We start from the raw sequence: 12,447 nt of genomic DNA, 5'->3' as shown, positions 1-12,447 counted from the left end.
CGGTGCCGCCCGTCTTCGAGACGACGTCTTACGCCTGAGGAACGAAGCTTGCGCGCGGCACCAGCTCGGTCGTCAGCAGGATGTGACGACGCACCCGCCGCTCATGCTTCAACCCATCAATCAAGGTGGAGAACGCCATACGGGCCAACTCCCTTTGATCGATCGCATACGAACTCAGCGACGGCGACGTGTACCGGGCGATTGACTGGTTGTTCACACTCACCATGGCCAACTCGTCGGGAACCGCCACGCGCAGTGCGTTCAACGCCTGCAACGCCCCCACCGCGAGCACGTCGGCGGCCACGATCAGACCATCGGGCATGCTGCCGGCCTCACGATGATCGGCCACCAGTTGCTCCGCGAGACGATAACCGTTCTCCACGGTGAACGTGCCGGACGAATACACCAATCCGTCCGTTTCCAATCCCAAGTGCGCAGCCCACTGGCGGAACGACAGTTCGCGGATATCCTCGGGATAGTCATGCATGCCCATGATGCTGCCCACGCCACCGAGAAACGCGATGCGTCTGCGGCCCGCCGCGATCATCGCGTCCAAGGCATCCAGCATCGTCTGCGACAGATCGGGCCGTACGGAGTCGAACAGGTGCGGTGCCGGATTCGTGTCGATGCACACGCCATGTGGGAGTGCCGCATGCAGGGCGCGCAGGTCTGTTTCGGGAAACACCGTGGCACCCACGGTGATGAACCCATCGAACTCCGCTGCGCGTTCCGTCAGCTCGTGTATGGACCGGATGAACGTGGGCTGGTCCAATTCCATCGACTCCGCACACTCCGCAAGGACCTTCCGCAGATCGGAGAAGTATGCGTCCTGCAGCTCCTCCCCGGACGGAGGGGCGTCCAGCACAGCGATCGCGGGACGGAACACGTTGCGGTATCCCAGCTCCTCGCATACGCGCAGCACGCGCCGTCGCGTCTCCTCCTTGATGGAGAACGATGGGTCGTTCAGCAAGCGCGACACCGTGCTCTGCGACACTCCGGCCCGTTCCGCGACCTCCTTGAGCGTGGCCATGACATCCTCCCCGCAAACTTTAGTAAAGAGTTTTACTACAGCATAACCCGGGAAGGCATGGTTAGCGGCATTGGCGGCGTGGAAGTTTACCCATGACTGGTAGACTGCACATGTCCCGACAAAGGGGCAATGCATAGGATGGCGGGTATATCTCAGCTGACATGCCCGCCATTCTGAAGATTCTTCCGCTGCGGATTCCTTTTCTGACTTTTTCAGATCTGCAAATATGTAACGGCAAGTACAAATGCTTCAGTGCTGCTGCACATATGCCGATGACGGCTCGACCAACTTCGCACTCCGGTCTGATTCCGCTGAGTGTGGCGCTATGAATCGAAGAGGCGAGTTTTTGCTTGTTCCTTCCCTTTTCACTGCCCAGACTGGGAAACAGTCTTCCTATACCTATGCGGGGCAACGAGGTTCCTCTGTCCGCCGCTATCCTGCTGGTTTTCCCTGACGATGAGGTCAACGGAGGCCGTTGCATATCGGGCTCCTTGATCGTCGTCAGAGGAGGCCGTCGTGGATTTGTTGAATCAGGTGCTTCAGTTGTTCGTCAGGTTCGCCACTATCGGTGGTGGCTTGTGGCTGGTGTGGGGCGCCGTTACCTTCGGTGGCGGTCTGAAGGATCATAACGGGCCGCAGACGCAATCGGGACTGTGGCAGATCGTGGGTGGAGGCATGATCATCGCGGCTGCGCAGATTTTCAACGCGGTGGCTCTGGGCTGAGCTGATTCGGGGCCTGCCGTGGAGGACTTCATCGTAGCCATGCTCAACATGATCGGCGGCGGAGGCGCCGGTTCGATCACAGCCGGGCTGTTATCTCAGGCGCCGGAGACGTGGAATCCCGCTCTTTACCAGTTGGCGGTGAACGTGCATGGAGTCGCCGTCAAGCCTCTGACATCGGTGGTGCTCGCGGTCATGTTCACGTTGGAGCTGGCGCGTAACTCGACGCGCATCGAGTCGGACCGTGATCTAGGTGTGAAGATCGTGGCCGGCACCATGTTCAAGATCGCGTTGGTGTTCATCGCCGTGCAGAACGCCAGTCTATTCATTCGGATGTTCAATCAGGTCACGCAGTTCCTCATGCAGGGAGTGTCTTCTCAGATGTCGTATGAGGCGACGGGCGACGGCGGTCAGCTGGGCGATCTGATGCGTGACCAGATTCGCGATGCCGGGGTGATGGGGCAGGCGGCGTTGTTCTTTCTGCTGGTGATCCCGTGGCTGTTGTCCCAGTTGGCGTCGGTGGTGTTCACGGTGGTGCTGTATGTGCGGTTCATCGAATTGTATGCGTTGACGGCGTTCCAGTCGTTGCCATTCGCGTTTCTGGTGCATGAGGACACCAAGCCAATCGGCGTGGGTTTCTTCAAGTCGTATGCGCGCACGTCGGTGAATGCGGTGTGCGTGTTCATCTGTCTGGTGTTCTATCAGCGGGTCGTGGTCGATGCCGTGAAGATCCCGGATTCCGCGGACAAGGGCATGGTGGCGTGGGTGACGGGCAACTTCGGCAATCTCATGATGGCGGGCATCCTGCTGTTCTTCGTGATCGCGGTGAGTCAGCGTGTCAGCCGGGCCATAGCCGGCGGCGAGTAGCCGCCTACCACAACCGGGGCCAATCAGGGAAAGGATTCTTTCATGTTGCAGATGCGCGTATATAAGGAGATCGCCAATGTCGAGGCGAAGGTGATGTGGGGGCTGAGCTGGCGCCAACTGGCGGCCGCCGCATGCATGCTCGTCCTGGGCGGAGGTGAGGCGGCGTTGTTCTGGTCGTTGGGCTTGTCCGATCTGGGGTCGTATCTGCTGTTTGCGGTTTGCCTGCCGTTCGCGCTGTGGGGTTGGTGGCGTCCGAAAGGGCTGAAGCCTGAACGGTATCTGGGATACATGCTGCGCCAGCGTTTCGGTCCGAAGGTCTACCTGCTCGAACCCTATGTTCCCGCGAGGTTTCCCGGCAAACCGTCGTTGAAAGAGAAGGCCCGTAGACGAATCAGGGGAAGGCAGGTACGTCGTCATGTCTGACATCAGTGGCAGCAAGGCGGTCAAAGGCAACGGTAAGCGACATGGAAAGGTCGGGAACAGGCGGTCCGGGAATCGTCGCATGCCTCGTTCGTCGAAGGAGTTGCTTGGCTATGATTCGATGCTGTCCAATGGCATCGTGTTCCTTGGCGGCGACCGGTGGAGCGTGTCGCTGCGGATCAGCGACATCAATTATCAGGTCGCGACCCAGGATCAGCAGCTGGATGTCGTGGACCGGTGGGGTCGTTTCCTGAATTCGATCGGCGAGAACATGGGAGTCCAGATCACGGTCGCCACGCGCATGCTGGATCCCGAGGAGGTGACGCGCAGTATCGCCATGTCGCTTCGGAGCGATGCGTTGGATGGATTGCGCGGGGACTTCAACCGCAATGTGCGTCGGCGTCTCGCCGGGCGTTCGCAGGGCGCGGTGACGGACAAGTATCTGACGTTGACGTTGCGTGAGCGGGACGGGGAACGGGCGGTCACGCTGCTGAACCGTGCCGCGTTGCGTGCCACGGCGCAACTGCGGTCGGTGGGCGGCTGCGTCGGCGTCCGCTTGAACCGGCAGTCGCGTCTGGCGGTATTGCACGGGATGCTGCGGCACGGTGTCCGGTTCTCGTTCACCGAGGATGGCTTCCTGAAATCGCATGGCATGTCCACGAAGGATTATGTGGCCCCGTTCGCCGTGGATGTGTCGGATCGCCGTCGGCTCCGGTTGAGCTCGGGCACTGCGGAGGTGTGGCATCAGTGTCTGTTGGTGCGTGACTTCCCGGATTATCTGAGCGATCAACTAGTGTCGTCCATCACGGACATCAAGGCGGATATCACGGTCGGCATCCATCTGTCCCCGCGGGGCAAGGCCGAGGGGTTGAAGCTCGTGAACCGGACGATCGCCGAAATGGATATGCAGGCCATCGACGAGCGGCGCAAGAACCGCAAACAGCATCTGCCCGAGGACATGCTGCCTCATGATCTTCAGGAATCCATGACTCAGGCGGGTGAGCTGCGTGATGATCTGGAGCATAACGGCGACCGTCTGGTGGATTCCCTCATGATCGTGGACGTGTCGGCGGGCAGTCGCGAGCAACTGGACCAGACGGTTCGTGACGTGACGGCCGCAATCGATGGGCAGTCGTGTGTGGCCGAGACCTTGGCCTACATGCAGGTGGAGGGGCTGAACGCCGTACTGCCGTTGGGGAATCCCCTGCCGCCGATGCGTCGCACGCTGACCACGTCGAGCGCGGCGATTCTGGTGCCGTTCACGTCGCAGGAGCTGTTCGAGCCGGGCGGGGTGTTCCATGGGGCGAACGCCCGCACCGGCAATCCCGTGGTCATCGACCGTACGAAAGGCATGAACGGCAACGGATTCGTTCTGGGTACGACCGGTTCGGGCAAGAGCCAGGCGGCGAAGAACGAGATCACCCAGATCTATCTGACCCGTCCGGACGATGATCTGATCGTCATCGACCCGGAACGTGAGTTCACGCCGTTGTGCACCGGTCTTGGCGGCGAGCGAGTCGAGATCGGGGAATCGTCGCGCGCGCATATCAACGCTTTGGATATCGAGTATGAGGATGATTCCGAGGGTGATCCGATACGGTCGAAATGTGCGAGCGTGCTGAACATGCTCGGCGTGCTGATCGGCGGACAGGACGGCATCGACCGCATGCAGCGCAGTCTGATCGACCGTACGGTCATCGGCATGTATCGCGAGGTGCGGGAGCATCCAGAACTGGGCATGCCAACGCTCGTCACCCTGCATGACCGTCTCACGGCTTTGAATGAGCCAGGTGCCCATGATGCCGCGCGAGCATTGGAGATCTACGCGACCGGCAGTCTGAACGCCTTCGCCCATGCCACTGATGTGAATACGTCCAGCCGGTTCCTGGTCTATGACGTTTCCGGTCTGGGAGCGGAGCTACGTACGTTCGGCATGCTCGTCGTCCTGGATCAGATATGGAACCGGGTCGTCAGGAATCGACGTCTCGGCCGACGCACCTGGCTGTGGGTGGATGAGTTCCATCTGCTGTTCTCGAACCGGTATGCGGCCGAATACTTCCTGCGCCTGTACAAGCGCGCCCGTAAATGGGGCTTGTGCCCCACCGGCATCACGCAGAACATCGAGGAGCTGCTGGCCAATCAGGACGCGCGCCTGATGCTCGCAAACAGCGACTTCCTGTTGCTGCTGAACCAGACCGCCACAGATGCCGACGCCTTGTGCGAGTTGCTGAAGCTGTCCGATGAGCAGCGGGCGTTTTTCACCGGGGTACAGCCCGGTCAGGGCATGGCCAAGAGCGGCACCGCGTTCATACCGTTCGACGGGCGTATCGATGCCGATAGTCTGCTTTACCGGCTGTACACCACGAAATTCGAGGATCGGAAACCCGAATGAGACCAGTCGTCCCAGACTCATTCCATGCCACGCGCAATCTCGTTCAGCCGAACGGCACGATTCATGGCTTGAAGGTCCGTCATGTCAATGGACTCTCCCATGATCCCGTGCTGGCCGGGCTAAAACAGCCACGAACCACCATCAGGAACAGTCAATCCGAGGTATCGCGCTCGATCGGCACAACAACCGTCAGCGCTTTGGAACGTGGTGTGAAGGCGACACGGTACGTGCTTGAATCGCAATCGACACAGACGGAGACCAGCGAGGACGACGACCTGTTGTCTCCAATGGTCCCTGCAGACCGGGTACGCGACGGCGTGACCAGTATTATTCGCACAAGACATGCCGCAAGAGGTTCAACGGCACGTGCCATGGCAGGAAGAACGGCTTCAGTTCGTGCCAAACGTGCGAAGCGTTCCGGCAAGACCGTACGATCGGGTGTCCAGGGGGCCGAATCCGCTGCCAGAGCTTCGACGCAGGTTGCAAGACAGGTCACACAGGCAGTTTCTCGGACCGTAACGGCAGTGAGGGCCGGTGTCGCGGCATCGGCATCAGCTGCGGTCAGCATTCCATTTCTATTGGGCGTGGCGGCGGTGCTGATGGCCTTCAGTCTGCTGCTGTGGTTCATCCCCACCGTTGCCGTCGGAGATGACGGAGGCTGCGAGGCCAGTGTGATCGAGGTTCCGGACGAGGCGAAGCCATGGGTAAGCGAGGCGGCTCGATCGAGCGGATTGAGCGCTGATTTCATCGCGGCGATCATGAAGCAGGAATCCGGTTTCCGACCGGATGCGTATGCCGACGACAGCAACGGCGGAACATGGGGACTGCTGCAGATGAACAGGAGCGTATGGCGCGGCGTGCATCCCGAAGGCGCCGACCAGACGCCGCCTGAAGGTATTACCGACCCCATGGTCCATGCCCATTACGGCGGCATATACCTGAAAAACCGTCTGGAAGGCGTCAAACAACTCAAAGCCGCGCATCCGGGCATGCCGTTCGCCGAGCTTGACGACCTGACGGCTTTGGTCATCGCTCATAACGCAGGCGAAGGCAATCTCATGAAATACCCGGATATTCCCAACATCACCAAACGGTATCTCGACAACGTGAAGCCGGCAATCGACGCGGGAGGCGGCTGCTCGGCCACGGCAGGACGAACCATCGGCAAGCTTACGCCACCGTTGGTCATACGGTCCGGCACGCTGAACGTGGATGTGGCGGCGACCGGCACGCCCGTAGGCAAGATCACCACCTATGCAACCGGTCAGTGCACATGGTGGGCGGCCGCCCGCCGATTGCAGATCGGCAAACCTGTGGACGGTTACATGGGCGACGGCTGGATGTGGGCGTCAAGCGCTAGAAAACTCGGATACCCGACGGGCGGCGGCATACAGCTCGGCGACGTGGCGAGCTTCGCCAAAGGCTATCTTGGCGCAAGCGCCGATTACGGACACGTCGCCATCGTCGAGGAAATCAAGGACGACGGCAGCATCGTCGTCAGCGAATCCGGCGGCGGCCTTCCATACGCATGGCTCAGAACCCTTACCAAGGAGCAGGCCAACAATCCCAGCATCACTTACATCCACTAATCCCGAGGGAAAGAAGGAAGCATGCGCCGCATCAATCCCAAGCTTGACCCTTGCGAGCTTTCCGATCTTATGAGCGATTCCGCCAACTGGGATCTCCTCACGCAAATCCGCAATCATCCCAGTACATGGCCGGAACTCGACCAATGGGCTGCACATGCCATCGCACACCCCGAAACCGCCGGAGCTCCACCGGAACCGTTGGCAGACAGGAAATCCAAGCATCGGTTGTTTCCCATCACACCCATCATCGACGATGAGCTGCCTCGCGATACACGAAACAACAGCACTCCCGTATCCAAGCCTGACAAACGGACAGGAACGACGATAAACACACCAATGAGGGTCGGGGAACATGTCGAGGATGATGCGTCCTTGGCGGAATTATCGGCTGACGACGCGGATGAGGTAGCCGTCCATCGGCATATCCCCTTTACCCGCATTGCCGGCATTATGCTCGCTCTGGTCATCGTAACGGGATTAGCCACAGGCCTTGTCATGGCGAAGAGGAACTACGACCATCGGGAAGCGCTCACGTCATGCAATCACGCAATTGAGCAATCTGACATAGTGCGGATTGAATGGGACAAGGCATTGAAACAGGCGGAACCATATGCGAAGCTTCAGGATAAAGACGTGCGGGATCCGAAGTCTTTGGAACTGCTCGGTAAAATCATGCAATATCAACCATTGGCCTCAACAGAAAATTGCGATCCGAGTCTGACGGCCGACCGTCTCGATCGCACTCGTGCGGAAACAGAGAAAGCTAACAGCCAGCTCAGAATCCAGATCAGGAACCTGCATGACACGGTTGACACGGTCAAGACGTCACAGGAACAACAACAGATCGACAACGCGCGGAGCCTACTGAGCCAAACCATTGAAGACTCCGATAGGCTCTACAAAGAATCCGAGAACAAGGTCAGAGACGACAACACCCGTGCACGGCTCAGTGAGCAGATCACCCGTGCACGACTCATGATGCGCGACCATCAGGATCTTGATGTCTATAACAGAATCATCCAGGACCTCAACGAAGTCATGCAAATCGTCCGGGATTCCATGACGGCTGTAGAGAACAAGGAAATATCTGATGTGGGCCGTTCGGATGGTTCCACACAGCCGGAATCGGAATCCCAGTCATTGAACCGGCAACCTGCACCATCATCGGAAGAGTTATCTCCGTCACTTATGCAGGGCAATCCGACCTGGGATGCGCCCGGGCAATCGGCAATCCCCCCATTTCCTAATAAGCTGAGATAAAGTGCGTCAATATGAATCAGATTAACCTACAAGAATAAGCAAGGAATAATGCGACGGCTTTAGTTAGGTCTCTATGCCAATCTGTTTAGAAGATATCAATTTAAGAACGAAAAGGGCGTCCAGTTAACGAGGGACTTTTTGTGGAATGGAACAAGTAGCATCCATTCCACAAAAATATGGTATCAGTCATCTAGTCAATAGTGCAGCCGAAAGCATGCAGGTTAAATCCCGCAATCGTAAAACAGCTCACAGTCAAACGGCATTACCTAACTATAATTTGAATTCGAGGTAATCATTTATAACACTAACAATGTAGTTAAAAACCAAAACCTCTAATATTGTCAAATCGACGACTAATAAGGGAACACAATACCCATAAAATATAGGTAAGCAAAAACCAAACTAAAGACAAGATAAGGATTGCCAAAAAATTAATATCCCCATAAACTCCATTCGCAACCTTTCGCATGGAATCAGTCAGCCATGTAGAAGGAAACACTTCGGAAACCACCCTCAATGCGGGCGGAAAAATACTTACCGGCGCAACGGCTCCAGAGAGTATGGGAAGTGCGTATTCCAAAAAGTTGCTAACCCATAATGCGTCATGAAACAGCAACGACAACCCAGAAAACAATATACCAACAATTATAGAAGTACAAATAGAGAAAATAAGAATTATTATAGTATAAACTAATTGTCTAGCATTAAACGATTCTTTTTGAGACAGTAAAAATGCAAACGCAATGGAAGAAGTCCCGCTAATGGAAGACGCACAAAAGAGAGAAAGAAACCTACCTAGCCCTTTTGCAAAAGGGCTATTTCCCTTCATGAGGATATATGGCTGAACGCCAGAGAAACGATCATAAGCAAAAATGTAGGCCGTATTCGTAATCGTCTTTACGCAACATACATTAATAGTAGCAGCTAATATAGAAGAAAAAATCTCAACATTCACTCCTCCAGAATAGGCAAATAAAGCATAAAATAATGACGATAGTGAGGGGCTAATTATAAGCATCACCAAAAACGAAATCTTTGAATCACATCCAGGAATAAGTCGCCAAAAAATCAAAAAAGAATTAACTGTACTCTTCATGATAATGATAAATCCCCCTTAATTCTGGCATGATTGATAGCGTTCTTAAGTCCAAATGCGCCAATCAATATATATATAAAAGATAAAAAACAGCACAAAAAAATAAATATAAGTTCTTTAGGGACAATCGAATTAAAACGAGCTACTCTAACAGCTGAAGTCAGAGGATGAATAAAAGCAATTTCTTTAAGCAATGGAGGAAATGTATCAGTTGGTACTACAATTCCACATAACATCCATACTGGAACCAGTATCAATGGTTCAAAGGAGCTAGCGTGTCTAGAATATACAAATAGCGTAGACAACAAAACCGCCGAAGCAACGCATGCTAGAACCGCTAACAGCAATCCTATTACCTGATTAGGTGTGACATCCGGAAACCGCTGATAGGAAAGTAAGGATAAAATATAAGTACAAAAAACGGAAATGGGAACGGCAACGAGTCCGATTAGCGCCGCGCTGATCATCAGAGAAAGAAATACGGACCACGACGGTAATGTACTAAGAGCTAGATACTGGAGAACCCCTTGAAACCTTTGGAAGGCAATTAGTCCGGTCGCGGTTGTTGTTGTTCCCCATAAACCACTTATAGATGCATTAAACAATAAATCGTCCTTCAAAGTCCAGCGGGAACCCATAACAGACAACAAAAAGAAAGACAAAGGTAATATTACCGAAGTTTGTCTAAAAAAAGACGTGCTCCATAGATTTTTCACATGAAAGCAAATCATATTTATGATTTTTTTTGCAATCATTTTCAATCCTAACGTTTCTCCATGATGGACAGATATACTTCCTCAAGAGTAGGCGGGCGCCTTCCAACAAATCGAAGAGATGGGGAACTTAGCACTCTGCCTATAGTCATCTCATCCGGTTCCTTATCCTTCCATGCAATGTCAATAAAGTACTGATTCCCCCGCAGGCTTTCAGAAACCCCTTGTATTTGTTTCATACCTAACAACAGTCTCTTTGACTCATCTCTCTTCCATTCATTAACGGGAAGAGTAAAGATACAAACTCCATCAAGATTGATATCTTCGGCGATTTTACTAATCGTACCTCTAGCTATGACACGTCCCTTAGAGAGAATATTTACGGAATCAGATAGAGCTTCCGCTTCACTCATTGAATGAGTCGTGAGAAGAATCCCCTTACCTTCATTGCGCAAATCGTCAATAATACCGCGTATTTGCATAGCATGTTCTGGATCCAAGCCAATTGTCGGCTCGTCCAGTAGCAGAAGCGGAGCTTGTTCAATTATTGCCCTTGCAATATGAAGCCGTTGGATCATTCCACGAGAATAGGTTTCAACGTTAGAGTTCGCTTTATCAAGGAGATTTACTTTATCAAGTGCCGCAGTAATTCTATTGTCCATTTCATGCAAAGGAACATCAGCAAGTTGCGCAAAAAAATATAAATTAGCGATAGCAGAGGATCTCATATAGAATCCTCTATCACCTCCAAGTAATAAGGCAACATGCTTCCTTGCTCCAATGGGATCCTTAATCGCATCAATATCACATATTGAAAGACTGCCGGAATCAGGACAAAGCAACGTTGAGGCAATTTTAATAAAAGTTGTCTTTCCAGCACCATTAGGACCGAGCATGCAACAGATCTCACTTTTTCTTACATTTATTGAGACACTATGCAATACTTGATGAGGAACACCTTGTTTATCCACGAAGGAACGTGATATGGAATCAGCTCTAAGTATGACGTCGGCATGCCTCAAATCCATATTCACTGCTTTTCCTCCTCGCACTCATTCATGGATTCAACATATTCAAATCCCGCTGGATCTTCGTTAATAGACTTCAAGAAATAATCAGATTTTTGTAAATCATCAATTTTCCAGTAGTCTACAGATAAAATCTTTCGAGTATTATTAAGCGCCGAAACAACACCATTACGGGCAAATAATGGCACAGCAGCTTTCAATGTTGATATCGATTTTTGATAATCTCCCATTAGATACTCTATGTATCCCCTTGCGCCAAGCACTTCACAAAGGTAATCTGGGTGATTGTCTTTTACCCAATTCTGGTGATTGCAGAGTCGTTCATAGGCAGTTTTTAAATCTCCTTTAAGAACATCAATCTGACTACGATTGATAATTACCTGATCGTAATATCGTTTTCTTTCATCATTACCGACAGTTACAAGATTTTTGACACAGTAAAGTTCGTTACAAGCTTTATCGATTAGAGTTAACGCATCGTCATTCTTATGTAATCGTAAATATGCCAACGCCAATAGATTATTGGAAACACCTTGCAGGGCCAATGAATCGTCTTCTGATATTTCATGATTTATTTCAGCTTTATTAATGTCGTTAATACCAGATTGTATTATATTCACGCCTTCACTGTTTTTTTTCTTCGTTTTATCACATACGCTGCATGTCTGATTTTAGCAAAGGTCTTCTTTACTACATCATATTCCTTTGTGCTTTCTATCATTGAATATACATTTTCGGCTTTGTTGTCATTGTCATATCCAATAGCTTCGGCAATATATGTTTTAAGCGTATAATCCGACACGAGATGTGGTTCCGTAATCATTATTTTTTGCAATATCGGATGCAGATTCCCACTCTCCGGAATAGTTTATCAGCACATCAAAATCATGACATATTTTTTTATTTGAAAAGTCTATTGATTCGCAATATTTACGATATGCATCTATATCAAGTCTATTAGAATAAAAAATAGATGATGGGATATATTTCTTCCTCATCTCAGCAAAGAAGATTTTCGGATCAGGCTTAATTCTAACACCTAGATCGGTTGCATAATTCTGAGCACAGAATGGCCTATCCGCAATTGGGGCGCAGACGGAGGCATACAGCGATCGCTTATATACAACGTTCGGGATTTCTTCATTTGAATTCAGGATATAATTTGCGATATTTTGAATTTCAGATAACATTTTTCTTTACCAATACCTAATCGGTGGTATGCCCGCAATCATCCAGATTGCGGGCATACCACCGATTAATTCAATCAGGCTCCATGCTGCCAAACTACAAGATTCTCAGCAAAAACTCTATCCGTTTTCTTGAGCTCTTCTT

At 52.2% G+C, this 12,447-nt stretch carries 12 protein-coding genes; 6 read left to right on the top strand and 6 right to left on the bottom strand.

What is annotated here, in order from left to right:
* Nucleotides 1–28: 28 nt before the first annotated feature.
* On the bottom strand, nt 29–1,030 hold the full coding sequence (locus JS541_RS00705) for a LacI family DNA-binding transcriptional regulator (protein WP_214372405.1): 1,002 nt from the start codon (nt 1,028–1,030) through the stop codon (nt 29–31).
* 516 nt (nt 1,031–1,546) lie between these two features.
* On the opposite strand from JS541_RS00705, the gene JS541_RS00700 reads away from it, so the two are divergent.
* The 6 genes from JS541_RS00700 to JS541_RS00675 all read left to right on the top strand — a co-directional run bounded on the left by JS541_RS00700 (nt 1,547) and on the right by JS541_RS00675 (nt 8,278).
* Complete coding sequence (locus JS541_RS00700) at nt 1,547–1,753, top strand: hypothetical protein (protein ID WP_025263185.1); 207 nt, start codon at nt 1,547–1,549, stop codon at nt 1,751–1,753.
* 18 nt (nt 1,754–1,771) lie between these two features.
* Complete coding sequence (locus JS541_RS00695; RefSeq protein ID WP_055427678.1) at nt 1,772–2,617, top strand: hypothetical protein; 846 nt, start codon at nt 1,772–1,774, stop codon at nt 2,615–2,617.
* A 42-nt stretch (nt 2,618–2,659) separates the two neighbouring features.
* Complete coding sequence (locus JS541_RS00690; RefSeq protein ID WP_055427677.1) at nt 2,660–3,040, top strand: PrgI family protein; 381 nt, start codon at nt 2,660–2,662, stop codon at nt 3,038–3,040.
* Between the two features lie 79 nt (nt 3,041–3,119).
* Nucleotides 3,120–5,429, top strand: coding sequence for a DUF87 domain-containing protein (locus JS541_RS00685; RefSeq protein ID WP_233428114.1), 2,310 nt, complete (start codon nt 3,120–3,122; stop codon nt 5,427–5,429).
* Nucleotides 5,426–7,018, top strand: a complete 1,593-nt coding sequence (locus JS541_RS00680; RefSeq protein ID WP_214372404.1) for a CHAP domain-containing protein — start codon at nt 5,426–5,428, stop codon at nt 7,016–7,018. Before JS541_RS00685 ends, JS541_RS00680 begins: the two co-directional genes overlap by 4 nt.
* Before the next feature lie 21 nt (nt 7,019–7,039).
* Nucleotides 7,040–8,278 carry a hypothetical protein gene (locus JS541_RS00675; protein WP_240539189.1) on the top strand — a complete coding sequence of 413 codons (1,239 nt, stop codon included), beginning with the start codon at nt 7,040–7,042 and terminating at the stop codon, nt 8,276–8,278.
* A gap of 316 nt (nt 8,279–8,594) precedes the next feature.
* Here the strand turns inward: JS541_RS00675 and JS541_RS00670 are convergent, their stop codons facing one another.
* The 5 genes from JS541_RS00670 to JS541_RS00650 form a co-directional block, all read right to left on the bottom strand.
* Nucleotides 8,595–9,374, bottom strand: coding sequence for an ABC transporter permease (locus JS541_RS00670; protein ID WP_214372403.1), 780 nt, complete (start codon nt 9,372–9,374; stop codon nt 8,595–8,597).
* Complete coding sequence (locus JS541_RS00665) at nt 9,371–10,129, bottom strand: ABC transporter permease (RefSeq protein WP_214372402.1); 759 nt, start codon at nt 10,127–10,129, stop codon at nt 9,371–9,373. The genes JS541_RS00670 and JS541_RS00665 overlap by 4 nt, the downstream gene beginning before the upstream one ends.
* An 8-nt stretch (nt 10,130–10,137) precedes the next feature.
* On the bottom strand, nt 10,138–11,115 hold the full coding sequence (locus JS541_RS00660; RefSeq protein WP_214372401.1) for an ABC transporter ATP-binding protein: 978 nt from the start codon (nt 11,113–11,115) through the stop codon (nt 10,138–10,140).
* Nucleotides 11,116–11,117: 2 nt separating this feature from the next.
* On the bottom strand, nt 11,118–11,735 hold the full coding sequence (locus JS541_RS00655) for a hypothetical protein (RefSeq protein ID WP_214372400.1): 618 nt from the start codon (nt 11,733–11,735) through the stop codon (nt 11,118–11,120).
* Nucleotides 11,736–11,897: 162 nt separating this feature from the next.
* Nucleotides 11,898–12,305, bottom strand: a complete 408-nt coding sequence (locus tag JS541_RS00650; protein WP_214372399.1) for a hypothetical protein — start codon at nt 12,303–12,305, stop codon at nt 11,898–11,900.
* Between the last annotated feature and the right edge of the window lie 142 nt (nt 12,306–12,447).

Source organism: Bifidobacterium sp. SO1, from assembly GCF_018555335.1.
In the GTDB taxonomy this organism is placed as follows: Bacteria; Actinomycetota; Actinomycetes; order Actinomycetales; family Bifidobacteriaceae; genus Bifidobacterium; species Bifidobacterium simiiventris.
The sequence above is the reverse complement of the archived record's forward strand: the minus strand, read 5'-3'. Positions and strand labels throughout refer to the sequence as shown.

Bases quoted from the DNA above. Each gene is read 5' to 3' on its own strand.
- JS541_RS00670 (WP_214372403.1), bottom strand. From the start codon at position 9,374: ATGAAGAGTACAGTTAATTCTTTTTTGATTTTTTGGCGACTTATTCCT.
- JS541_RS00680 (WP_214372404.1), top strand. From the start codon at position 5,426: ATGAGACCAGTCGTCCCAGACTCATTCCATGCCACGCGCAATCTCGTT.
- JS541_RS00650 (WP_214372399.1), bottom strand. From the start codon at position 12,305: ATGTTATCTGAAATTCAAAATATCGCAAATTATATCCTGAATTCAAAT.
- JS541_RS00690 (WP_055427677.1), top strand. From the start codon at position 2,660: ATGTTGCAGATGCGCGTATATAAGGAGATCGCCAATGTCGAGGCGAAG.
- JS541_RS00675 (WP_240539189.1), top strand. From the start codon at position 7,040: ATGCGCCGCATCAATCCCAAGCTTGACCCTTGCGAGCTTTCCGATCTT.
- JS541_RS00660 (WP_214372401.1), bottom strand. From the start codon at position 11,115: ATGGATTTGAGGCATGCCGACGTCATACTTAGAGCTGATTCCATATCA.
- JS541_RS00665 (WP_214372402.1), bottom strand. From the start codon at position 10,129: ATGATTGCAAAAAAAATCATAAATATGATTTGCTTTCATGTGAAAAAT.
- JS541_RS00685 (WP_233428114.1), top strand. From the start codon at position 3,120: ATGCCTCGTTCGTCGAAGGAGTTGCTTGGCTATGATTCGATGCTGTCC.
- JS541_RS00705 (WP_214372405.1), bottom strand. From the start codon at position 1,030: ATGGCCACGCTCAAGGAGGTCGCGGAACGGGCCGGAGTGTCGCAGAGC.